Genomic DNA, 23,892 nt, shown 5'->3' with positions numbered 1-23,892 from the left:
ATCTAAGCGTGAAGCCCCCCTCAAGATGAGATTTCCCAGTATGTAAGACCCCTTGAAGACGACGAGGTAGATAGGCTGGGGGTGGAAGTGCAGCAATGCATGGAGCTGACCAGTACTAATCGGTCGAGGGCTTATCCAATTGCAAGTGATAATTCGCATGTTTCGTTTCGAATCTAGTTTTCAGAGAACAACACTCTGAAATGTAAGCTAAGCACCGCGTTTGGTGGCGATGGCGGAGGGGTTCCACACGTACCCATCCCGAACACGACCGTTAAGCCCTCTAGCGCCGATGGTACTTGGACCGCAGGGTCCTGGGAGAGTAGGACGCCGCCAAGCGAAGAACCACTGCCGATGTTATTCGGTGGTGGTTTTTATTTGTTTATTTTAGGGGATGCGAAAGCATCTCTTATTTGACTTTGTGGGAATCCTCTGACACACTCTAAGGGGTACATATATCAGATATCAGGCCATGACCTGGATTGATAATAACTCTAGCGAATGGGGTGTAGGACGACATGGAAATTCAAAAATTGACGGTAGATGATTTTGAGCCGGCGATGGCACTCTCCGAATATGCTTTTCAAGTAGTAATGAGTGATGAACAAAAAGAAAAGCGACGGAGTCAATTTTCGTCACAGGATATATGGGGTGTATATGAGGACGGGCAGCTAGGAGCCAAACTTCACATTATCCCTTTTCAAACCTATATTCATGGAAGATCATTCGAGATGGGCGGTATTGCGGGTGTAGCCACCTGGCCAGAGTATAGACGCAAAGGCTGGGTAGCGGGTCTGCTGAAGCATGCGTTGGAAGAAATGAATCGTAACAAACAAAGTATATCGTTTTTACATCCGTTCTCTTTTGGTTTCTATCGGAAGTACGGGTGGGAGACTTATGTGGAATTTAAACGATATAAGGTGCCTACAGCTCATTTGCCTTCAAAAAAAGCGACACCTGGCACGATCCGGCGTGGCGATCCAGGCCTGAGCATATTAAAGGAAGTATACAGTGCTTATGCTGAGCGATATAACGGGACCTTGGTCCGGGATGATGCGAGATGGGAGAACTCAGTTCTTGTGAATGGGTCCAGCCAGAAAGCTGTATATTACGACGAAGCTAATGCAGCACAAGGTTATCTTTTATATGAAGTTAAAGAAAATAAGTTTACCATCAAAGAGTTCATTTATCTGAATGAAGAGGCTAGACAAGGGCTGTGGACCTTTATTGCTAACCATGATTCCATGATCCAGGAAGTAACGTTGCAGGCCCCTGCCAGTGATACGCTTGCTTTCCAATTGGATAATCCACGGATTCAGCAGGAGATTGTACCTTACTTTATGGCTCGCATCGTTAGTGTGGAGCAGTTTATATCCCAGTATCCATTTGCAAGCCAGGACTCACCGGTGCAGATTATTCTACAGGTAGAGGATACCCACGCTCCGTGGAATGAAGGCGTATGGCAATTAAACGTGGCGATGAACGGAACAGCGTCCATATGGAAAACTTCGGAGCCAATTACAGATGATCAGACTATTAAGTTAGATATTCAGTCCCTTACTGCAGTGATGATGGGATATCGTAGACCAATGGAAATGGCACGAATGGGAAGAATTCACGGACCGAGCACAGCAATTAAGGCTTTGGAACAGGCGATTCCTGAACGGGAAACCTATTTACTCGATTTCTTCTGATACCTATTCACCATTGCTCCATTTAACTGGATAAGCCTATATAGAAATACGAAGTAATTGAAAGACAAATGGACTTCTCCAGCAATTTCGGAGAGGTTTTTTTGTGTCTGGGGAATATTTCGTGTAAAATCGTAAAAAATGAATAGTGAGCCCACTTGGCAAACCTACAAAATATGCTATAATGTATATAAAGTCAAAGAAAGTCAAAGTCAACTAAAGGTTTGATACTGAAGTAACTTTCTTTCTACAATCTGATGCATGATCGCCAATATACGGGATTCATCTCATCGGAGGATCAAGGAAATATTAAAGGACCTTCGTGCTTCCTTCGCTCTCCTGTTGACACCTGTGGAAGCAAGATTCGCTGTTTCCCTGATTGGTTAAATGGGTAGAGAAGGTGTACTCTGTGGGGGCGTGTGGGTCCTTATTGACTTAACGTTTCAGACAGTGGAGGATGATTGGATGCGTAATATCTCTGATATTATCGAACGATATCTGAAGAGTATTTTGCATGAAAGTCCCGAAGGAATGGTTGAAATTCAGCGTAATGATCTGGCAGATCAATTCTCATGTGTACCTTCCCAGATCAATTATGTCATCAGCACACGTTTTACCCTCGAGAAGGGATACCTGGTAGAGAGTAAACGCGGCGGTGGTGGTTATGTTCGCATACAACGCATTGAATTACCGGCCCAATCAGCTCTGCATAATCATCTGCACCATAGTATTGGTGAAGAGATCGGGCAGACAGCTGCCGAAGGTCTGATCTACCAATTGGAAGAAGCACGTTTCTTGAGCAAGCGTGAAGCTGGGTTGATGCGAGCTGCTGTATCTAGAGAGGTTATAATGGTCAAACTTCCTTACCGGGATCAAATTCGTGCCAGAATGTTGAAGGCGATGTTAATATCTTTGCTCGGTAAATGAAAACTATCGGGGTCAAAGGAGGTACATCATTATGCTGTGCCAAGAATGTAATAAACGTCCGGCGACACTTCATTTTACGAAGATTGTAAATGGAGAAAAGACGGAATTCCATATTTGTGAGTCATGTGCCCGTGAAAAAGGGGAAATGATCCCTGGGACAGCAGGAGGTTTTTCCATTCACAACTTGTTGTCCGGGTTGCTTGATTTTGATCCAGCCGGCAAAAGTGGATCGGCAGGAACACCACCTGCAAAAGCACTTCAGTGTGAAGAGTGCGGTATGACGTACTCACAATTCAGCAAGATTGGCCGATTTGGCTGCAGTTCATGTTATAAATATTTTGACAGCCGTCTGGATCCTTTGTTCAAGCGGGTTCATGGTAGTACGTCCCATGTAGGCAAAGTGCCTGCACGGGCTGGTGGTCGCATCAAGGTGAAACGGCAAATCGCTGATCTGAAGCGTGAGCTCCAGGAGAGCATCGCCCAAGAGGAATTTGAAGAGGCGGCTCAGATCCGTGACCAGATCAGAGGACTTGAAAAAGGAATAGCTCAGGAGTAAAGTTTGTCATGAGTAGGAGGGATGCGTAATGCCTAATCTGCGCTTTACAGAGAAGGCGCTCAGCGACTGGATGCGCAGTGATGCGGCTGATTCCGAAATCGTCATTAGCAGCCGTGTCCGGATTGCGCGCAACCTTCAGCATGTTCCGTTTCCGATGCTGGCTTCCAATGAGCAATCGGAAGAGGTGCTGAATAAGCTGAGCGAAGTACTTCAATACGATGACGTTCATGCCTTTGGGGATTTTCATACTTTGGATCTGATCGATATTGACGAACTCGATAAACGGGTGCTGGTGGAGAAACATCTCATCAGTCCAAGTCTTGCGAATGAATCCAGGAATGGTGCGGTTATTCTCAGTGAGGATGAGTCTGTCAGTATTATGATTAATGAAGAGGATCATCTTCGTATCCAGTGCCTCTATCCGGGGTTCCAGGTGAAAGAAGCCTGGGAGAAAGCTTCTGCAATAGATGATGCTTTTGAAGCGCACGTGGATTATGCTTTTGATGATCGCAGAGGATACTTAACCAGCTGTCCTACCAATGTAGGTACAGGTGTTAGAGCATCGGTTATGATGCACCTGCCTGCCCTGGTGATGACGCAGCAGATTGGCCGTATTTTAACCGCAGTTTCCCAAGTGGGATTGACTGTAAGGGGGATATACGGTGAAGGCAGTGAGGCGATGGGGAACCTGTTTCAGATCTCGAACCAGATTACACTGGGACAGACCGAACAGGAAGTCATCGAGAACCTGCACGGTGTTGTGTTACAGATGATTGGTCATGAACGTACTGCCAGAGAACGGTTAATGAGCGACTCCAGACTTCGAATTACGGATCGTGTCATGCGTTCTTACGGCATATTGTCTCATGCAGCTATTGTGGATTCAAAGGAAGCTGCACAGCGCTTATCGGATGTACGTCTTGGCGTGGATCTTGGTTTGTTGGATGGACTGTCCATCACGGTAATGAATGAGTTGAATGTGATGACACAGCCGGGATTCCTGCAGAAAACATTCGGGGAAGATATGCGCACAGATGAGCGTGACATCTATCGTGCTCAGTTGATTCGTGATACGATCAATGCAGCGAAGCAGTCCTAGCTTAGCCTGATATTGTACTGAATTATGGTTTCATGCCGCATTGCGGCTTTTATATAATAAGGCATGTACAAATGCCAAATGACTTTATTCGCAGCACGGCTGCAAACAAAAATGATATGAAGAATACGACGGGGATTGTTTGAAACCCCTCGTTTTATCCAAAACCATGGAGGTGCAGGAGATATGATGTTTGGAAGATTTACGGAACGGGCCCAAAAGGTGCTCGCACTCGCGCAGGAAGAAGCTGTCCGTCTCGGTCATAATAACATCGGTACTGAGCATATTTTGCTCGGCCTCATTCGTGAAGGCGAAGGCATCGCAGCCAAAGCACTGATCGGCCTGGGACTCGGATTGGAAAAAATTCAGGATGAAGTAGAAACGCTGATTGGCCGTGGCCAAGAGCAACCTACCAACATTGCATATACGCCACGTGCGAAAAAAGTAATTGAACTGTCCATGGATGAAGCTCGTAAATTGGGCCATACCTATGTAGGCACAGAGCATATCCTGCTCGGATTGATTCGTGAAGGCGAGGGTGTTGCAGCACGTGTGCTCAATAACCTGGGAATTAGCCTGAACAAAGCACGTCAACAAGTGTTACAGTTGCTTGGCAGCAGTGAAGCTGTATCCAGCCATAATGGAACACCTGCCAATGTCAGCACACCAACACTGGACAGTCTGGCACGTGACCTCACGGCTTACGCCAGAGAGAATAACCTTGACCCAGTCATTGGACGTAGCAAAGAAATTGAACGTGTCATCCAAGTGCTCAGCCGTCGTACCAAGAACAACCCGGTATTGATCGGTGAGCCAGGTGTAGGTAAAACAGCGATTGCTGAAGGCCTTGCACAAAAAATCATTGCAAATGAGATTCCGGAAACATTGCGCGACAAACGTGTAATGACCCTGGATATGGGTTCAGTAGTCGCTGGAACCAAATATCGTGGTGAGTTTGAAGATCGTCTGAAAAAAATCATGGATGAGATTCGCCAAGCAGGTAACATTGTCCTGTTTATCGACGAATTGCATACCTTGATTGGCGCAGGCGGAGCTGAAGGTGCCATCGATGCTTCTAACATTTTGAAACCGGCTCTGGCCCGTGGAGAACTGCAATGTATCGGTGCGACAACACTGGATGAATACCGTAAATACATCGAGAAGGATGCAGCGCTTGAGCGTCGTTTCCAACCGATTACTGTAGATCAGCCTTCTCCGGAAGAAGCGATTCAAATTTTGCATGGCTTGCGTGACCGTTATGAAGCGCATCACCGCGTGAAAATTACGGACGAAGCGATTGTACAGGCGGTTAAACTGTCTGATCGTTACATCACAGACCGTTTCCTGCCAGACAAAGCGATCGACCTGATTGATGAAGCGGGTTCCAAAGTAAGATTGAACTCTTACACGATCCCACCAAACCTGAAACAACTGGAAAGCCGTCTGGAAGATATCCGCAAGGAAAAAGACGCTGCAGTTCAAAGCCAGGAGTTCGAGAAAGCAGCCGCTCTGCGTGATACGGAACAAAAAATCCGTGAAGAGCTGGATGTAACGAAGAATCAATGGAAAGAAAAACAAGGTCGCACGGATTCCGAAGTAACACCTGAGGATATCGCACAAGTGGTAGCCAACTGGACAGGAATTCCGGTGAACAAGCTGAAAGAAGAAGAGACACAGCGCCTGATGAATCTGGAATCGATTCTGCATGAACGTGTCATCGGCCAGGATGAGGCTGTGAAGTCCGTCAGCCGTGCGGTTCGTCGTGCTCGTGCTGGACTTAAAGATCCAAAACGTCCGATGGGTTCATTTATTTTCCTCGGTCCTACAGGGGTAGGTAAAACAGAACTTGCTCGTGCTCTGGCTGAAGCGATGTTTGGCGATGAAAATGCAGTGATCCGGATCGATATGTCCGAGTATGGTGAGAAACATTCGACTTCCCGACTCGTCGGAGCGCCTCCAGGGTATGTTGGATATGAAGAAGGTGGCCAGCTGACAGAGAAAGTTCGTCGCAAACCATATTCCGTTGTCCTGCTCGATGAAATCGAGAAAGCACATCCGGAAGTATTCAATATCTTGCTGCAAGTTCTTGAAGATGGTCGTCTGACGGATTCCAAAGGTCGCGTTGTGGACTTCCGGAATACGCTGATTATCCTGACATCCAACGTGGGTGCTGAAGCGATCAAACGTAACTCTACACTTGGCTTCACAGCAGTTGTGGATGCAGGTGCGGATTATGACAACATGAAGGGTAAAGTCATGGATGAGCTGAAGAAATCCTTCCGTCCAGAGTTCCTTAACCGGATTGATGAAATTATCGTATTCCACTCACTGGAACAGAAACACATTGCAGAGATTGTTACCCTGATGAGTGAGGAACTTCGCAAACGGCTGCGTGAATACGAGGTGGACTTCGAACTCACCGACAATGCCAAGGATTTCCTTGCCAAAGCCGGCTTTGATCCAGCTTACGGTGCGCGTCCGCTTCGTCGGGCAATCCAGAAGCATATCGAGGACAAATTGTCTGAAGAATTGCTTACAGGTAACGTAACCAAAGGGGATTCATTACTCATTGATGAAGAGAACGGTGCACTGTCTGTTACGAAAAAAGACGTGATTGTTCCTTCTAACGAGGAAATCGAAACCAAATAATATACAGCAAGCTATGGAGTTGAACTCCTGCTTGTATTGATCCTTAATCCTCTCTCGGCTTTGGCCGGGGAGGATTTTTTACATTTTGACAGAAGACGGACATGATTATGTCAGGAACATGTGTAAAGTTTGCGATAATCCTTTACGAAAAATCTCAAACAATGGTAAACTTTTAGTAACCCTGCACGTCAGGGAGTTTGGGCAAAATTCGTCGAATAATGCAAAATGCTGTTATAAAATTAAATTATAGGAGTGCTGAAGTGGCCAAAGTTAAAACCAAGTTTCAATGTACGGAATGCGGCTATGAAGCCCCCAAGTGGTACGGTAAGTGTCCGGGTTGTCAGTCATGGAATTCAATGGTGGAAGAGACAGAGACGGTAGTCAAAACACAAGGGAGAAATTCTCCTCTGTTTGACAGTAAAGATAAACCGCTTCCTATCATAGATATAGATAGCGGTCAGGAACCGCGCGTACAGACTGGAATCGGAGAGTTGAACCGGGTATTGGGTGGCGGAATTGTTCCAGGCTCACTCGTTCTGGTGGGTGGAGATCCAGGTATCGGTAAATCAACGTTGATGTTGCAGACGTCCCATGCGTTGACGCACTCGGGTTTACGTGTGTTATATGTATCGGGAGAGGAATCAGTCAAGCAAACCAAATTGCGGGCGGATCGTCTTGGGGCGCTCTCTGCCGAGTTGTATGTGCTGTGTGAAACCAATATGGAACGTGTAGAGGAAGCGGTGGATCAAATCCAGCCGCATTTTCTTGTCATCGACTCCATTCAGACCGTATATCTTCCCGAAGTTACCAGTGCGCCTGGTAGTGTAGCACAGGTAAGGGAATGTACGTCAAGGTTCATGCGGATTGCCAAAGGCAGAGGCATTGCAACGGTTCTTGTGGGGCATGTTACCAAAGAAGGTGCCATTGCCGGTCCACGTATGTTAGAACATATGGTGGATTGCGTGCTTTATTTTGAAGGGGAACGGCATCATACGTATCGCTTACTGCGTGCGGTGAAGAACCGTTTTGGTTCCACCAATGAGATTGGCATTTTTGAAATGGGCGAGGATGGACTTCGTGAAGTGGGCAACCCGTCCGAACTCTTTTTGTCGGAACGACCACTGGGTGTAGCAGGTTCTACGGTAGTTGCCAGCATGGAAGGCACACGTCCTCTGCTCGTGGAATTGCAGGCATTGATCTCAACCACCCATTTCCCTTCTCCCCGCCGTATGGCAACAGGGGTGGATCTGCATCGATTAAATCTGATCATTGCCGTGCTGGAGAAACGGATGGGCATGTTTTTACAGACCCAGGATGCGTATCTGAACGTAGCTGGTGGAGTACGGCTGGATGAACCCGCTGTAGATTTGGCGGTTGCTGTCAGCATTGCATCCAGTTTGAGAGATGTACCGACCAAGCCGGATGACGTCATCTTTGGCGAGATTGGTCTGACAGGTGAGGTTCGAGCCGTTTCACGGGCCGAACAACGAGTGAAGGAAGCCGCGAAGCTGGGCTTCAAGCGAGTCATTTTACCGGAAAAAAGCTTAAAGGGCTGGAAACATCCTCGCGGGATACAACTGATCGGTGTGAATACCGTGGCAGATGCACTAGCGGTTGCTTTAGATTAGGGGGCATAACAAGATGAAAGATTCGAGCCAACTGGATAATATGAATGAATTGTTAAGGCTGATCGCACCAGGTACACCTTTCCGCGAAGGTCTGGAAAATGTGCTGCGCGCCAAGACGGGCGCACTGCTTGTTGTAGGATACAGCCCTGAAGTAATGGAAGTGGTGGATGGGGGATTCTCGATTAACTGTGATTTCTCCCCGAACTACCTGTACGAACTCGCCAAGATGGATGGAGCCATTATTCTTAGCGAGGATTTGAAGCGTATTCTTTACGCCAATACCCAGTTAATCCCGGACTCTTCGATCTCTTCATCAGAGACAGGGATTCGTCACCGGACGGCAGAGCGTGTGGCGAAGCAAACGGGTAAATTGGTCGTATCCATATCACAGCGCCGGAATATCATTACCTTGTATCAGGGAACACTTCGGTATTCCCTCAAGGAAATCGGGGTTATTTTGACCAAAGCGAATCAAGCGATTCAAACCCTGGAGAAATACAAAGCGGTATTAACACAGTCCCTTACAAATCTGAGTGCATCTGAATTTGAGGAACTGGTGACGATTCCCGAAGTGGTCAATGTCATTCAGCGTACCGAAATGGTGATGCGGATCAAAACGGAAATCAAACGATACATTCATGAACTTGGGAATGAGGGACGACTCATTTCCATGCAAATGGAAGAGCTTGTGGGGACAACGGAAGAAGAAGCCTGGTTGCTGTACAAAGACTATGCCCGTGACGACAGTGATGACAAAATCCGTGAAATTATCGTGGGACTGAAAAGATTGTCGGACGATGAATTGCTGGATGCACACCATATTGTCCGTCTGCTCGGTTATCCTTCATCAGCGGCTACTTCAGAGGATTCGGTTGCACCTCGTGGATTCCGGGTATTAAATAAGATCCCCCGCCTGCCCAATGTTATTATCCATAACCTGGTGGATCAATTCGAACAATTGCCTCATGTTATTATGGCTACAATTGAAGAACTGGACGAAGTGGACGGCATTGGTGAAGTTCGTGCCCGGACCATTAAGGAAGGCCTCAAACGTTTGCAGGAGCAGATGTTTATCGACAGACAGATGTAAGGGTTTGCCTATATAAAGGCTTGAAATGGATGAGGTGAAACAACGATGCTAACCAGATTCATTCCGAATCTCTTTACCCTGGGTAATCTGTTTCTTGGAATGATGGCAATTTTGCTTGCGATTGATGGAAATTACAGTCTGGCTGCCATTATGGTCATTGTAGCGATGCTGCTGGATGGTCTGGATGGCCGAGTGGCACGTGCACTCAATGCCCAAAGCGAATTTGGCAAAGAACTGGATTCCTTGTCTGACATGGTTTCCTTTGGTGCAGCACCAGCCCTGATCATATTTATGGTGTCTTTTCAAGATTCGATGCCAATTCTCGCCTGGGTCGCAACAGCGGCTTTTCCGATCTGTGGAGCCATTCGTCTTGCTCGGTTTAATGTTCGGCCGGGAATCCCCGGGTACTTCACAGGTCTGCCGATTCCGGCAGCCGGCGGAGTGCTGGCTACACTTTCTTTGTTCAACAAGGATATCGGCCCAGTCAGTATGATGATTGCTACGTTGCTGTTATCGTATCTGATGGTCAGTTCGCTGAAATATCCCAATTTCAAAAAGGTAGGGTTGCCACGGAAGGCAATCTGGATTGCACCATGGGTTGTATTATTTGCCATAGCCGTAGCCGTTATTTTCCCGGAGCAGTTATCCAAATTGATTTTTATTCCGCTGGTGTTATACGCCTTGTATGGAATGAAACATAATGTGCGCACAGCGGCCTCGCGTAGTCGGGCGAAAAAGCGCAAGGATGAGAAATCTTCCCGTCCTTCCGATCGTTAAATAGCCTGGAGACAGACACCATACAAAGAAAGCACGTACTCTCCTGAACTGGAGAATGCGTGCTTTTTGTGTATTCAGATCAATTTACGGTAAAAGAAACCCTTGCGAACGACATGCATATCTTCTTACGACAGATTAAACATCCCTAACGTTGAACACTTCTGCGATTCATGGTTTACGACCTCTTCCATGTTAATGTCCAGCAGATTGCAGAGAGCCGACATGTAGAACAGGTTACGCCCTAGCTCAGAGCTGATGACCTCTCTGCAGTTCTCACACAATTCACCTTCCACATGCGTTTCCAGCAGGCCCTTGGTTTGAGCGATATCGCTCTCCGGGGCATATTTCTGCTTGGTGGCGTGCAGCTCGATGCAGCCGCATTCGGTAATGGCTTTGGACACGGCACGGTTAACAGACGCTCCGGCTTGTCCCGTTTTGGACAGTACATCAATCAGACTGCGATGACGCAGCAACAGTTCAGAAACTTGATCCTGGAAAGCCTGTAAACTTAGCGTACTCATTTTGCCACTCACCTCGGGATATGAATTGAATTCATTATATGCCAATAATTTACCTACTTTCAACTGACGATTGCAACATTTCCAAAAAGTTCTTGCGGATGGGATTAGCTTCTCAGGAATTGGATCATACTGGATATAAAGATCAAGATACATTGAAGGAGGTGCAGGGACTAATGTGGAAAAAAGGCATTTTAACTTTTACAGGATTGTGCGGTGCATGGTTCGGCTACACGGCATATCATCTGGCAGGAAAATCGGTCCCATGGATGGCAGAGTGGATTCAGTCAGCAGGATTACTGGGAGCTGGTGTATCAACGCTGCTGGGAGCTGTAATGTTTATGGCTGTATGTAATATCGGTGGAACATTGATGGCAGACAGGCTGCATAGTGGAATCAATTCATTGGCAAAAGTACCTATGAACGAACTGGCGGCAGGTGCCGCAGGTACCGTTGCAGGATTGCTGGTGGCCTTGTTGCTCTACCCTGTTGTGGGATGGATGGGGACGGCAGGAGAAGTGCTGCAAGTGGCGCTGACGGTGATTAGTGCGTATTCTGGCTACACCCTTGCCATGGCAAAGAAAGACGATCTGGGGGCTTTCTGGATGTCTGGACGATGGGGTCACCCCGAGGTGGACGAAGATAGACGGATGGAAGAACATAAAATTCTGGATACCAGTGTTATTATTGATGGGCGTATCGCTGATATATGCAAAACCGGGTTTATTGAAGGTACGATTGTCATTCCGGAATTTGTTCTGGAGGAGCTGCAACACATTGCCGATTCATCGGATCTGCTCAAGCGGAACAGAGGACGACGTGGACTGGACATTTTGAACAAAATCCAGAAGGAACTCGATGTAAAAGTACTGATCTACGAGGGGGATTTCGAGGAAATCTCCGAGGTGGACAGCAAACTGGTTAAACTGGCTAAAGTGCTCCAGGGCAAAGTGGTCACCAATGACTTCAATCTGAACAAAGTGTGCGAACTCCAGGGTGTATCTGTGTTGAACATTAATGATCTTGCCAATGCGGTTAAGCCGGTTGTTCTGCCAGGTGAGGAGATCATGGTGCAGATCATCAAGGATGGCAAGGAGCATGGTCAAGGTGTAGCCTATCTGGATGATGGCACAATGATCGTGGTGGAGGGCGGACGCGAGTATATTGGCATGATGATGGAAGTGCTGGTGACCAGTGTGCTGCAGACTTCAGCGGGACGAATGATTTTTGCCAAGCCGAAACTGTTGGAAAAAGCCCAATAAAGCGGTATGATGGGTAGTGTATCGTTGATGATATTGTATATCTTGGGACGATAAACTGACAGACAAGGCAGGGATTGCGGCATGGATAAAGGGTGGGGCGTTGTCATTGTGGCAGCAGGTCGCGGAACCCGGATGGGGACGACCGAGAGCAAACAGTTTCTGTTGCTGCAGGACAAGCCCGTTTTCATACATACGCTTGAGGTATTTGCTGCGCTGGACGAGATCCGCGAGATGGTGCTGGTCACAGGAACCGCAGATGTTGAACGCTGCCAGGATTGGGTAAAAGAATACCAACTGGATTCACGTGTCCGTGTTATCCCCGGAGGGAAAGAGAGACAACATTCTGTCCATAAAGGCCTTGAGGCACTTGGGACAGATTGGGTTCTCGTTCACGACGGGGTACGTCCTTTTGTGAACCATGAGCAGATCAAGGGATGTATGGCGGCTGCCATCTCCGGTGGTGGAGCAGCTGTACTGGCGGTTCCCGTGAAGGATACGATCAAACAAGTGAATGCGGAAGGAGTCGTTACGGCGACGCCAGACCGCAGCAGTCTGTGGAGCATTCAAACCCCGCAGGCTTTTCGTCTTTCTTCCCTGCTCTCCGCCTACGAATCAGCCGAGCAGGACGGATTTCTGGGAACAGATGATGCCATGCTGGCTGAACGTCAGGGGATGTCGGTCAAGGTTGTGGAAGGCAATTATACCAATATCAAATTAACAACACCGGAAGATTTGCAATACGCTGCGTTTTTGCTGGGGGGAGAGAAGAAGCGATGATACGTGTAGGACAGGGATTTGATGTACATCAGCTGGTAGAGGGACGCCCATGTATTATTGGCGGAGTAACGATTCCTTATGAAAAAGGACTGTTGGGTCACTCGGACGCAGACGTGCTGTTGCACGCGATTAGTGACGCCATTTTGGGTGCGCTGGCACTCGGGGATATTGGCAAGCACTTCCCGGATACCGATCCGGAATTCAAAGATGCCGACAGCCTGAAATTGCTGGAGCATGTATGGCAGCTTGTGAAGGATCGTGGTTATAAGCTGGGGAATATTGACTCAACGATTATTGCCCAAAAGCCGAAGATGGCTCCTTACATCCCGCAGATGGCTGAGGTTATTGCCAAGGCACTGGAAGCGGATGTAACACAGGTGAACGTGAAAGCAACAACAACAGAACAACTGGGATTCCCCGGACGGGGAGAGGGCATTGCCGCTCAGTCCGTGGTTTGCCTTGTACGTGTGTGATATCATCAATCAATTAGTGACGGAGGGGATCATATGAGCACGGAAATTCGTGTGCGTTACGCGCCGAGTCCAACGGGACACTTGCATATCGGGAATGCCCGTACGGCGTTGTTTAACTATCTATATGCCAAACATAATAACGGTAAATTCATCATTCGTATTGAAGATACGGACGTGAAACGGAACATTGCCGGTGGTGAAGAAAGCCAGCTGAAATATCTGAAATGGCTCGGAATCGAGTGGGACGAAAGTATTGATGTGGGCGGAGACTACGGACCATACCGTCAAACGGAACGTCTGGACCTCTATCGTAAATATACGCAGGAATTGCTGGATAAAGGTCTGGCTTATCCTTGCTTCTGCACCGAAGAAGAATTGGAGCAAGAGCGCGAGGAACAGTCAGCACGTGGAGAAACACCGCGTTATTCGGGCAAACACCGTGATCTGACTCCAGAGCAAATTAGTGCGTTTGAAGCGGAAGGTCGCGTAGCGAGTATTCGTTTCCGTGTGCCGGAAGAGCGCGTATATACGTTTGATGACATGGTTAAAGGTACAATCTCGTTCAACAGCAAGGAATCCGGCGACTTTGTCATTGTGAAAAAAGACGGCATTCCCACTTACAACTATGCCGTTGCTGTGGATGATCACTTGATGAAGATTTCCCACGTCCTGCGTGGGGAAGATCACATCTCGAACACGCCGCGTCAACTGATGATCTATGAAGCGCTCGGCTGGGAGCCGCCGCAATTCGGTCATATGACGCTGATCGTGAATGAAAATCACAAGAAGCTGAGTAAACGGGATGAATCCGTCATTCAGTTTATTGAGCAGTATGATCAGCTTGGCTATTTGCCTGAAGCGATGTTTAACTTCATTTCCCTGCTTGGCTGGTCACCAGAAGGGGAGGAAGAGATTTTCTCGCAAGAGCAGCTGATCTCCATCTTTGATACGAAACGTCTGTCCAAGAGCCCGGCGGTATTTGATACACACAAGCTGGCTCACTTGAACAATCACTATATCAAACATGCTGACCCGGAACGTATTGCCGAAATGGCCATTCCGCATCTGCAAAAAGCAGGACGTCTTCCTGGGGATCTGTCCGCTGAGCAAAAAGAGTGGGCGCATACTCTCGTACATCTCTATCAGGAACAGATGAATGCGGCATCCGATATCGTAGAATTGTCGGAAGTGTTCTTCCGTTCGGAGATTGAGATGGAAAGTGAAGGTGCCGCTGTTCTCGCTGAAGAGCAGGTGCCAACTGTGCTGAAGGCATTTGCCGATAAGGTACAGGCGAGCGAAGAGTTTACTCCAAGCCAAATGGCTGCATTGATCAAGGAAGTACAGAAAGAAACCGGCTTTAAGGGCAAACAGCTCTTTATGCCAATTCGTGTAGCCTTGACCGGACAGACGCATGGACGGGATCTGAATCAAACGATCGTGCTTCTGGGTCGTGATACGGTGATCGAGCGATTGCTTGCGCAAGTAAAATAAGCTTATTCGAGGACATTCCATTCAGTTGGATTCTGAACACAGTCCTGTGATGTATGGATTACACAGGAGGCTGTTGTCAGTCTGAAGCCTTTTCGCTATAATAACAACACAACGAATAATTGATATGATTTATCTAATAGAACAGCAAAGATCGGGAGGAGTAGACTGACCCGGACAGATTCAGAGAGGATGGTCCCGCAGCAAAGAAAGATTTCTTTGGTTGCGGTGGCTGTGAGCCATCCACTGTCCATCAGTCGAAATGCACCCGTGAGCTGCACAGCCGAATCCAGCCCCGCCTTTGTCGATCATGACATGGGAAAACGTTAGGATAGGTTGTGACGATTGGTTTCCGTTACCAAACCGCTTGAGGGCTCATTCTATTTGAGAATGGACCGAGCAGAGTGGGACCGCGATAAACGCCTCTGCAGCTAAATGCTGCAGGGGCGTTTTTTGTTTAGGCGAGTGTGCAGTACACTACCAAGGAACGCGCCGTCCGGTAAGCCGGAGGACGGGAACCTGAACAAGAGGGGAACGAGCATGTTCAAGAAGATCAGATCAGATATCCAGGCGGTGTTTGAAAACGATCCGGCGGCCCGAGGTTGGTTTGAAGTGGTATTAACCTACTCAGGGCTGCATGCGATATGGGCACACCGGATGGCTCATTTTTTATACAAGCGAAGATGGTTCTCGGTTGCCAGGTTCATTTCGCAGGTTAGCCGTTTTATGACAGGGATTGAGATACATCCTGGAGCTACGATCGGAAATCGGTTGTTTATTGACCATGGAATGGGCGTTGTTATTGGAGAAACATGTGAGATTGGCGATGATGTCGTTATCTATCAGGGGGTTACCTTGGGCGGAACAGGGAAAGAAAAAGGAAAGAGACATCCGACCATTGGTAATAATGTGGTTATCTCATCCGGAGCAAAGGTGCTGGGTTCATTTAGCGTGGGGGATCAATGCAACATTGGTGCAAACTCCGTTGTGCTTAAGGAGGTCTCTTCCAATAGTACCGTGGTAGGTATACCGGGCAGAATTGTTAAACAGGATGGTCGACGGGTAGATCGCCTCAGTCAACAATTGCCCGATCCGGTCGTTGATTCCTTGCGCAGTATGCAAAAAGAACTCGAACGATTGCAGGAAGAAGTACGTACACTGCAGAATGCCCGTGAAAATGAGACTGTACGTGATACGTGATACAATAAATAAAGGCAGTATAGGATGAAAGGATAAGTGACCATGACGCTTCAGATTTATAATACGATGAGTCGTACCAAAGAGGAATTTGTTCCTCAAGAACCAGGGAAAGTAAAAATGTATGTCTGCGGACCAACGGTATATGACTACATTCACATCGGGAATGCACGCCCGGTTATCTTTTTTGACACAGTTCGTGGATACCTGGAACAGACAGGACATGATGTAAACTATGTGGTGAACTTCACGGATGTGGACGATAAGCTGATTCGCAAAGCAGAACAACTTGGAACAGACGTTCCTCATGTCGCCGAGAAGTTTATTGCGGCCTATTATGAAGACCTTGAGGGATTGGGTATACCCAAGGCAAGCAGCAACCCGCGAGTAACGGAAAACATGCCGCTGATCATTGATTTTATCCGTGAGCTGGTTGAAAAAGGATTTGCGTATGAAAATGGCGGTGACGTTTATTATCGTACAGGCAAATTCAGCGAATATGGCAAACTTTCGAAGCAGAACTTGCAGGAGCTGCAATTTGGAATCCGTGTGGGTGTGGATGAGCGTAAAGAACACCCCGAAGATTTTGTGCTCTGGAAGGCTGCCAAACCAGGTGAGATCTATTGGTCCAGTCCTTGGGGCGATGGTCGACCAGGCTGGCATATCGAGTGCTCCGCCATGGCTAGGGAGTACCTTGGGGATACACTGGATATTCACGGGGGAGGACAGGATCTGCAGTTCCCGCACCATGAGTGCGAATGCGCCCAATCCGAAGTATTAACAGGTAAACCACTTGCCAACTATTGGATGCATAATGGATTCATCCGGATTGATAACGAGAAGATGTCGAAATCACTCGGTAACGGTGTTCTGGTTAAAGACTTGCGCAATCAATATAAACGCGAAGCGATTCGTTATTTCATGTTATCTACCCACTATCGTAACCCATTGAACTTTACGGAGGATACGATGGAGCAGGCACAGAACAGTGTGGACCGGATTGCAAATGCTGTAGGTAACCTGAACCATCGTTTGAACGCGGTGACCGTAGATCAGGATATCACAGCAGCGTTTGCGGCAAGACTCGACCAAATTCGTCAGCAGTACCATGAGAAGATGCAGGATGATTTCAATACTCCTGATGCGATTACTGCTATGTTTGAGTGGGCAGGGGAAGCCAATCAACTGTTGCAGCAAGAAGTAGTTAATGCGGCAGACATTCGTGCCCTCCTCGAGTTGTTCAGTGAACTGAATGCTGTGCTGCGCATCTATACTGATGCAGAGCCAGAACTTCTGGATGAGGAAGTGGAACGTCTGATTGAGGAGCGTGTAGAAGCACGTAAGTCCAAGAACTGGGCAAGAGCGGATGAAATTCGTGATGAATTGTCTGCACGTGGTATTCTGCTTGAAGATACGGCGCAGGGCATGAGATGGCGGCGCAAATGAGCGAAGGACATCCAAATACACCAAAACAACAAGAGCAGGTTACAGAGGGAGGATGGTTCCCGTATCCTTCTTCCAGACCTGCGAGGTTGATTCCACCTATTGCACTGGCCTATATTGGTGATGCGGTATATGAGGTGGCTGTTCGTCAATATCTGTTGTCGAAGGCCAACATGCGTCCCAACCATCTGCATCGTAGTGCAACCGGGTTGGTATCAGCGAAGGCACAGAGCCGCATACTTACAACGATTGAGGCTGAACTGACAGAGGAAGAACGTGATATCGTCCGGCAAGGGCGGAATGCCAAGTCGGGTAGTGTACCCAAAAATGCAGATGTGTTGGAGTACAGACATGCTACGGCGTTTGAATGTCTCATTGGTTACCTCTACAGCAGTGGTCATCATGATCGCATGATTGAACTGATTGGTCTTGGCATTGAGCACGCGGAACAACAATCGCCATCACCGACAAAAAAATAAAAATTTCAACAAAACAACGCATTACAGAGAGGATCGAACAACGATGGAAGAAGAATGGATTGCCGGTAAACACTCCGTAACGGAGGCGCTGCGTTCAGGCCGGACCATTAATAAAATATGGATTGCCGATACAGCACAGAAACATTTGACTCAACCTATTATCACGGAAGCTAAAAAACTAGGTATTGTTATTCAACACGTGGACAAGCGTAAGCTGGATCAAACGGTACCAGGCATTCAGCATCAGGGGGTAGTGGCACAAGCTGCACCTTACGCTTATGTGGAGGTAGAAGACATTCTTGCCGCAGCAAAAGCGAAGAATGAGCATCCTTTCCTGATTTTGCTGGATGAGATCGAAGATCCTCATAACCTGGGGTCCATTTTGCGGACAGCAGACTGCACGGGTGCACATGGCGTTATTGTACCCAAACGTCGTTCGGCAGCAGTAACCGTGACGGTATCCAAAACGTCAGCGGGCGCCGTGGAGTACGTGCCAGTGGCTCGTGTAAGTAATCTTGGCCAGACCATCGATCGCCTCAAAGAGGAAGGTGTATGGGTTGTAGGGACAGATGTCACGGCTCATGAAGGTGTCTTTGGTAATGGAGTCTTTACTGGTCCTGTGGCATTGGTAATCGGAAATGAGAACAAGGGAATGGGACGACTCATTCGCGAGAAATGCGACGTGCTGATCAAATTACCGATGCAAGGTCAGATTAATTCCCTGAATGCTTCCGTGGCAGCGGGTGTTGTCATGTATGAAGTGCTCCGCTCGCGTCAAGCGCAGGAATAGAAGGTATGGCTGATTCCCGTGATGTGCTTCTTGTAGACGGGTACAACATGATTGGTGACTGGCCGGAATTAACCAGACTGGCGGAAAGTGGGCTCGAAGAGGCACGCAACAGGCTGCTCTTTCGTCTTGCAGACTACCAGGCTTTCTCCGGCCGTCGAGTCATTGTTGTGTTTGACGCCTACCTCGTGCCTGGACTCGGTAAATCCTTTACGCAGAGCAAAGTGCAGATCTATTTTACAAAGGAAAAAGAGACGGCAGACGAATGCATTGAGAGACTCGTTCGGGAACTAAGCATGCGAAGACGCCAAATCTATGTGGCTACGAGTGATATGGTAGAGCAACATGTCATTTTTGGACAGGGAGCACTGCGTGTATCTGCAAGGGAATTGCTAATTGAAGTTGAGCAGAACGAAAAAGAATTAAAGAAACGACTGGAAGAAGATCAGGCGAAGACCACGCGTAACACACTCGGGGGCAAGTTGAGTCCGGATGTATTAAAAGAGTTTGAGCGTTGGCGCCGGGAATAACAGCTCGTTTTTACAATATTTAGAATATTGAAACTCTTGACATTTATGTTATTGATGTTCTTTTTTAGGCAGAGCGTGGTTGACGGTGTGAGGTACCATCATATATACTGATCCTATATTTCATAGAGTAGAGTAACGGGGTACCTTGCGTTGCAGCCGGAGGGATTGTCTGTGAGTGTCGACCTCAAAGATATCATGTTATCCAAGTATGATTACCAAAGTGACGAAGACATTGTCGAAGCTTTCCGTGAAGGCGAAAGCGAAGCGTTAGAGTTTTTGATTAACAAATATCGTAACTTTGTACGCGCCAAGGCAAGATCTTATTTTCTGATTGGGGCAGACCGGGAAGATATTATTCAAGAAGGAATGATTGGCCTCTACAAATCAATTCGAGATTTTAAAGGGGACAAGCTGGCTTCGTTCAAGGCTTTTGCCGAACTGTGTATTACAAGACAGATCATCACGGCGATTAAGACAGCAACACGTCAGAAACATATTCCGCTTAATTCTTATGTATCTCTGGACAAGCCTATTTATGACGAAGAGTCTGATCGTACGTTACTCGATGTGATTTGTGGAACCCAGGTCAGTGATCCGGAAGAATTGATCATCAATCAGGAAGAATTTGTGGGCCTGGAAGATAAAATGTCCGAGATTCTGAGTGATCTGGAACGAAAAGTATTGATGTTGTATCTGGACGGGAGATCTTATCAAGAGATTGCAGTAGACTTGGACAGACATGTGAAGTCCATTGATAATGCACTTCAGCGCGTCAAGCGCAAACTTGAAAAGTACCTGGAAGTTCGAGATAATTAAACACATGTTGTCGTTGACGGAAAAGGCTCGGTGTTTGAGTCTTTTTTTAGTGTCTCAAGTTTATAAAATCTAAGAATGTTTATACTAGTAATCGCTCGGTCCATGCAGGAGAAGAGAAAAACAGAGATGCGAAACAAGTGCACGTTGTACGGAAGTAATACCCAATGAATGAAAGGCTATTCTTTCATTGACATGGCTATACCCTTGTGATAAAGTGTTTTAGGTAGGCCTAAATTTATGGCTTTTTTTCAGGATCAATTTAGAGACTCTGCTTGAATGTGGAAGTCTTCGGGAGGTGTACATCATGCGGGTAATTATTACTTTGGCTTGTACGAACTGCAAACAAAGAAATTACACTACGACAAAAAACAAGCGTAATCACCCCGACCGCATGGAGATGAAGAAATTTTGCAAGTTTTGTAACGAGCAGACTTCTCATCGCGAAACCAGATAGTTTTTGGAGGTGTCGGCGTGAAACGAAGTTTCAAATCTCTGATTTCCTTTTTCTCAGAAAGCTGGGCTGAACTTAAAAAAGTTCGCTGGCCTAATCGTAAAGAGCTGACCAACTACACATTGATCGTACTTGGTACTGTTGTGGTTATGACGCTGTTTTTTTGGGTCATTGACATTGGCATCTCCTTTGTGATCGAAGCGATTATTTAAGAAGGGTTCCGGTGGCTTGATATGGAAAAAAGATGGTACGTCGTTCATACCTATTCAGGGTATGAGAACAAGGTCAAGGCCAATTTGGAAAAACGCGTCGAGTCTATGGGCATGGAAGACAAGATATTCCGCGTTCTTGTTCCTATGGAAGAAGAAGTGGTAAACAAGGACGGTAAGAAAAAAACCGTTATGCGTAAAGTTTACCCTGGTTATGTCTTGGTGGAAATGGTACAGACGGATGACTCTTGGTACGTTGTACGCAACACACCAGGTGTTACAGGATTTGTCGGTTCGACAGGTTCTGGGTCCAAACCAACTGCTTTGTTGCCTGAAGAAGTGGAACAAATTCTGAAGCACATGGGTATGGTTGAACCTAAGCCGAAAATTGAGTTCGATATTAAGGAATCCGTACGTATTAAAGTCGGTCCTTTTGCGAATTTCGTAGGCTCCGTGGAAGAAATTTTGGTAGACAAAAGCAAGTTGAAAGTGCACGTGAACATGTTTGGACGGGAAACACCGCTTGAGTTGGAATACACACAAGTGGAGAAGATATAGTCTCTTCAAGTTTCTTGTGGGAGGGCTGTAAGGCCCGTTAACCACTATTTTGCAAGGAGGTGTCAATCATGGCGAAAAAAGTTATTAAAATGGTAAAACTGCAGATTCCAGCAGGTAAAGCAAACCCAGCACCACCAGTAGGTCCGGCTTTGGGTCAAGCAGGTGTCAACATCATGGCATTCTGTAAAGAATTCAACGCTCGTACAGCTGATCAAGCGGGATTGATTATTCCAGTTGAAATTTCTGTATTCGAGGACCGTTCCTTTACTTTCATCACTAAAACTCCACCAGCAGCAGTTCTGTTGAAAGTGGCAGCTAAAGTTGAAAAAGGATCCGGCGAACCGAACAAGAAAAAAGTTGCTACTGTTAAACGTGATGCGGTTCGTCAAATCGCAGAAACAAAAATGCCTGACCTGAATGCAGCAGACGTTGAGTCCGCTATGCGTATGGTCGAAGGTACTGCCCGCAGCATGGGTATCACCATCGAAGACTAATTTTCATAAGAAACATGGCTTCGTAAAACCGGTCGATTCGCGACCGGTTGATGTGGGAGGTATATCCGCTAACACCACAAAGGAGGAATAAAACATGGCTAAACACGGTAAAAAATACCTGGAAGCTGCTAAGCTGATTGACAGCGAAGCAACTTACGAGCCTTCAGAAGCTGTAGAGCTTGTGAAAAAGGCAGCCACTGCAAAATTCGATGAAACAATCGAAGCGGCAGTTCGTTTGGGTGTAGACCCTCGTAAGCAAGACCAGGCTGTACGTGGTGTTGTTGTCTTGCCACACGGCACAGGTAAAACACAACGCGTATTGGTATTTGCAAAAGGTGACAAAGCGAAAGAAGCGGAAGCGGCTGGCGCGGACTATGTTGGTGATGCAGACATGATCAACAAAATCCAACAAGGCTGGTTCGAATTCGACGTCTGCGTAGCGACACCAGATATGATGAGTGAAGTAGGTAAATTGGGCCGACTGCTCGGCGGTAAAGGTCTGATGCCTAACCCTAAAGCCGGAACGGTAACTTTCGATGTAACTAAGGCTGTTCAAGAAATCAAAGCCGGTAAAATCGAATATCGTCTGGATCGTGCAGGTCAAATTCATGCACCGATTGGTAAAGCTTCTTTCTCTTCTGAGCAACTTAATGAGAACTTTAAAGCTCTCATGGAAGCTCTGAATCGTGCTAAACCAGCGGCAGCAAAAGGTGTTTATCTGAAGAATGTTAGTCTTTCTTCCACGATGGGCCCTGGCGCACGCGTGAACGCAGCAGCTTTTAGATAATATCTCTTGACAGGCTTGTCCTGTTTTTGATAAGATATAAAAGTTGTGAGTCCGAGTGACTGACCGTTGACATTTGAATATGCTTGCCGTAGACAGTAGGTGCCATTTGGCTTAATTTCCTGCCGAGGTGTGATTATAGAACTTAGAACGATGAAAATCGGTTGTGAGTATATATCAAGCCTTCGTGATTCTACGGAGGCTTTTCTTAATGGGATAAATTTGATCAGGAGGTGTACAGATTGGCAAACGCAAAAGTGATTCAAGCAAAACAAGAGTCCGTTGATGCAGTAACAGCAAAATTGCGCGAGAGCGTTACAACTGTTGTTGTTGACTATCGCGGATTGAACGTTGCCCAAGTAACTGAGTTGCGTAAGCAACTTCGTGAAGCAGGGATCGAATTCCAAGTGCTGAAAAACTCGTTGCTTCGCCGTGCGGCTGCAGCAGCTGAACTGACAGAACTCGATAGTGTTCTTACAGGTCCTACTGCAATTGCATTCAGCGTAGATGACGTTGTGGCTCCAGCTAAAATTCTGAACGACTTCGCGAAAAAGAACGATGCACTGGAATTGAAAGGTGCAGTCGTAGAAGGCCGCGTAATCGGAGTAGAAGAAGTTAAGGCATTGGCAGAACTGCCATCCCGCGATGGACTCCTCTCCATGCTCCTCAGCGTGCTTCAAGCGCCAGTGCGCAACTTCGCGCTTGCGGTTAAAGCAGTTGCAGAAAAAGAAGAACAAGGCGCGTAAGCAAATTGATCTGAATGCTGCTTAGGCGGCAAATGAATTAAAAAAAATAATATTATATATGGAGGTTCACTCATGAGTAAAGAGCAAATCTTGGAAGCAATCAAAGGCATGACTGTACTGGAATTGAACGATCTGGTTAAAGCAATCGAAGAAGAATTCGGCGTAACTGCTGCAGCTCCAGTAGCTGCTGCAGGTGCAGTAGCTTCTGCTGAAGCTGAGCAATCCGAGTTCGATGTAATCTTGACTAACGCTGGTGCTTCCAAAATCAACGTTATCAAAGCAGTTCGCGAAATCACAGGTCTTGGCCTGAAAGAAGCAAAAGAACTGGTTGACAACGCTCCAAAAGCATTGAAAGAAAAAGTTGCTAAAGAAGAAGCAGAAGCGGTTAAAGCTAAGCTTGAAGAAGCAGGCGCTACAATCGAAGTTAAATAATTTAGCTTTTATAAGCTAGATGAACAAAACAACAAAC

26 protein-coding genes, 2 rRNA genes and 1 other annotated feature are annotated in these 23,892 nt (G+C 47.0%); of the genes, 27 read left to right on the top strand and 1 reads right to left on the bottom strand.

Features of this window, described 5'->3' with window-relative positions:
- From ACE3K2_RS23840 to pssA, 10 genes are all read left to right on the top strand, one after another.
- Positions 1-139, top strand: a 23S ribosomal RNA gene (locus tag ACE3K2_RS23840); the annotation flags it as partial.
- Positions 140-219: 80 nt separating this feature from the next.
- Positions 220-336, top strand: a 5S ribosomal RNA gene (gene rrf, locus ACE3K2_RS23835).
- A gap of 179 nt (positions 337-515) precedes the next feature.
- Positions 516-1,691, top strand: coding sequence for a GNAT family N-acetyltransferase (locus tag ACE3K2_RS23830; RefSeq protein WP_421895844.1), 1,176 nt, complete (start codon positions 516-518; stop codon positions 1,689-1,691).
- Positions 1,692-2,153: 462 nt separating this feature from the next.
- A complete protein-coding gene (locus ACE3K2_RS23825; RefSeq protein WP_421895841.1) occupies positions 2,154-2,615 on the top strand; it encodes a CtsR family transcriptional regulator in 462 nt (153 codons plus the stop codon).
- Between the two features lie 31 nt (positions 2,616-2,646).
- Entirely contained in the window at positions 2,647-3,171 is a 525-nt protein-coding gene (locus tag ACE3K2_RS23820; protein WP_062836166.1) for a UvrB/UvrC motif-containing protein, read from the top strand.
- A 28-nt stretch (positions 3,172-3,199) separates the two neighbouring features.
- Positions 3,200-4,270, top strand: coding sequence for a protein arginine kinase (locus tag ACE3K2_RS23815; protein WP_340912547.1), 1,071 nt, complete (start codon positions 3,200-3,202; stop codon positions 4,268-4,270).
- 183 nt (positions 4,271-4,453) lie between these two features.
- Complete coding sequence (locus ACE3K2_RS23810; protein ID WP_253441187.1) at positions 4,454-6,916, top strand: ATP-dependent Clp protease ATP-binding subunit; 2,463 nt, start codon at positions 4,454-4,456, stop codon at positions 6,914-6,916.
- Between the two features lie 260 nt (positions 6,917-7,176).
- Complete coding sequence (gene radA, locus ACE3K2_RS23805; RefSeq protein ID WP_036671578.1) at positions 7,177-8,544, top strand: DNA repair protein RadA; 1,368 nt, start codon at positions 7,177-7,179, stop codon at positions 8,542-8,544.
- A 13-nt stretch (positions 8,545-8,557) separates the two neighbouring features.
- Complete coding sequence (gene disA, locus ACE3K2_RS23800) at positions 8,558-9,634, top strand: DNA integrity scanning diadenylate cyclase DisA (protein ID WP_062836168.1); 1,077 nt, start codon at positions 8,558-8,560, stop codon at positions 9,632-9,634.
- 45 nt (positions 9,635-9,679) lie between these two features.
- A complete protein-coding gene (gene pssA / locus ACE3K2_RS23795) occupies positions 9,680-10,411 on the top strand; it encodes a CDP-diacylglycerol--serine O-phosphatidyltransferase (RefSeq protein ID WP_145326580.1) in 732 nt (243 codons plus the stop codon).
- Between the two features lie 125 nt (positions 10,412-10,536).
- On the opposite strand, the gene ACE3K2_RS23790 is transcribed toward pssA, so the two are convergent.
- Positions 10,537-10,932, bottom strand: a complete 396-nt coding sequence (locus ACE3K2_RS23790) for a hypothetical protein (protein WP_017692049.1) — start codon at positions 10,930-10,932, stop codon at positions 10,537-10,539.
- Positions 10,933-11,105: 173 nt separating this feature from the next.
- Here ACE3K2_RS23790 and ACE3K2_RS23785 point away from each other — a divergent pair, with 173 nt between their 5' ends.
- From ACE3K2_RS23785 to rplL, 17 genes are all read left to right on the top strand, one after another.
- Positions 11,106-12,191 (top strand): PIN/TRAM domain-containing protein, encoded by a 1,086-nt coding sequence (locus tag ACE3K2_RS23785; protein ID WP_421895834.1) that lies wholly within the window; start codon positions 11,106-11,108, stop codon positions 12,189-12,191.
- Between the two features lie 81 nt (positions 12,192-12,272).
- Complete coding sequence (gene ispD, locus ACE3K2_RS23780; protein WP_253503551.1) at positions 12,273-12,968, top strand: 2-C-methyl-D-erythritol 4-phosphate cytidylyltransferase; 696 nt, start codon at positions 12,273-12,275, stop codon at positions 12,966-12,968.
- Entirely contained in the window at positions 12,965-13,441 is a 477-nt protein-coding gene (gene ispF / locus ACE3K2_RS23775; protein ID WP_017692052.1) for a 2-C-methyl-D-erythritol 2,4-cyclodiphosphate synthase, read from the top strand. The genes ispD and ispF overlap by 4 nt, the downstream gene beginning before the upstream one ends.
- A gap of 33 nt (positions 13,442-13,474) precedes the next feature.
- Entirely contained in the window at positions 13,475-14,932 is a 1,458-nt protein-coding gene (gene gltX, locus ACE3K2_RS23770) for a glutamate--tRNA ligase (protein ID WP_421895830.1), read from the top strand.
- Between the two features lie 537 nt (positions 14,933-15,469).
- Positions 15,470-16,129 (top strand): serine O-acetyltransferase, encoded by a 660-nt coding sequence (gene cysE, locus ACE3K2_RS23765; RefSeq protein WP_421895828.1) that lies wholly within the window; start codon positions 15,470-15,472, stop codon positions 16,127-16,129.
- Positions 16,130-16,171: 42 nt separating this feature from the next.
- Entirely contained in the window at positions 16,172-17,572 is a 1,401-nt protein-coding gene (cysS, locus tag ACE3K2_RS23760) for a cysteine--tRNA ligase (protein WP_421895825.1), read from the top strand.
- Entirely contained in the window at positions 17,569-18,048 is a 480-nt protein-coding gene (locus ACE3K2_RS23755; protein ID WP_421895822.1) for a Mini-ribonuclease 3, read from the top strand. The genes cysS and ACE3K2_RS23755 overlap by 4 nt, the downstream gene beginning before the upstream one ends.
- Before the next feature lie 43 nt (positions 18,049-18,091).
- The gene (gene rlmB / locus ACE3K2_RS23750) at positions 18,092-18,838 is read left to right on the top strand and encodes a 23S rRNA (guanosine(2251)-2'-O)-methyltransferase RlmB (protein ID WP_421895819.1); all 747 of its coding nucleotides are present in this window, start codon (positions 18,092-18,094) and stop codon (positions 18,836-18,838) included.
- A 5-nt stretch (positions 18,839-18,843) separates the two neighbouring features.
- On the top strand, positions 18,844-19,365 hold the full coding sequence (locus tag ACE3K2_RS23745; protein WP_062836174.1) for an NYN domain-containing protein: 522 nt from the start codon (positions 18,844-18,846) through the stop codon (positions 19,363-19,365).
- A 171-nt stretch (positions 19,366-19,536) separates the two neighbouring features.
- Entirely contained in the window at positions 19,537-20,181 is a 645-nt protein-coding gene (gene sigH, locus ACE3K2_RS23740; protein ID WP_017692059.1) for an RNA polymerase sporulation sigma factor SigH, read from the top strand.
- A 304-nt stretch (positions 20,182-20,485) separates the two neighbouring features.
- Complete coding sequence (gene rpmG / locus ACE3K2_RS23735; protein WP_072735843.1) at positions 20,486-20,635, top strand: 50S ribosomal protein L33; 150 nt, start codon at positions 20,486-20,488, stop codon at positions 20,633-20,635.
- A gap of 17 nt (positions 20,636-20,652) precedes the next feature.
- On the top strand, positions 20,653-20,844 hold the full coding sequence (gene secE / locus ACE3K2_RS23730; protein WP_017692060.1) for a preprotein translocase subunit SecE: 192 nt from the start codon (positions 20,653-20,655) through the stop codon (positions 20,842-20,844).
- A gap of 21 nt (positions 20,845-20,865) precedes the next feature.
- Complete coding sequence (gene nusG, locus ACE3K2_RS23725) at positions 20,866-21,399, top strand: transcription termination/antitermination protein NusG (RefSeq protein WP_024633599.1); 534 nt, start codon at positions 20,866-20,868, stop codon at positions 21,397-21,399.
- 68 nt (positions 21,400-21,467) lie between these two features.
- Entirely contained in the window at positions 21,468-21,893 is a 426-nt protein-coding gene (gene rplK / locus ACE3K2_RS23720) for a 50S ribosomal protein L11 (protein WP_017692062.1), read from the top strand.
- Positions 21,894-21,987: 94 nt separating this feature from the next.
- A complete protein-coding gene (rplA, locus tag ACE3K2_RS23715) occupies positions 21,988-22,680 on the top strand; it encodes a 50S ribosomal protein L1 (RefSeq protein ID WP_017692063.1) in 693 nt (230 codons plus the stop codon).
- Between the two features lie 68 nt (positions 22,681-22,748).
- Positions 22,749-22,896: a sequence feature (ribosomal protein L10 leader region), on the top strand.
- 23 nt (positions 22,897-22,919) lie between these two features.
- Entirely contained in the window at positions 22,920-23,423 is a 504-nt protein-coding gene (gene rplJ, locus ACE3K2_RS23710) for a 50S ribosomal protein L10 (RefSeq protein ID WP_017692064.1), read from the top strand.
- A 72-nt stretch (positions 23,424-23,495) separates the two neighbouring features.
- The gene (gene rplL / locus ACE3K2_RS23705) at positions 23,496-23,855 is read left to right on the top strand and encodes a 50S ribosomal protein L7/L12 (protein ID WP_062836176.1); all 360 of its coding nucleotides are present in this window, start codon (positions 23,496-23,498) and stop codon (positions 23,853-23,855) included.
- Positions 23,856-23,892: the final 37 nt, after the last annotated feature.

It is taken from the genome of Paenibacillus sp., from assembly GCF_048976745.1.
GTDB lineage: Bacteria > Bacillota > Bacilli > Paenibacillales > Paenibacillaceae > Paenibacillus.
Note: the sequence above shows the minus strand (reverse complement) of the source record. Positions and strands in the feature narration are given on the sequence as shown.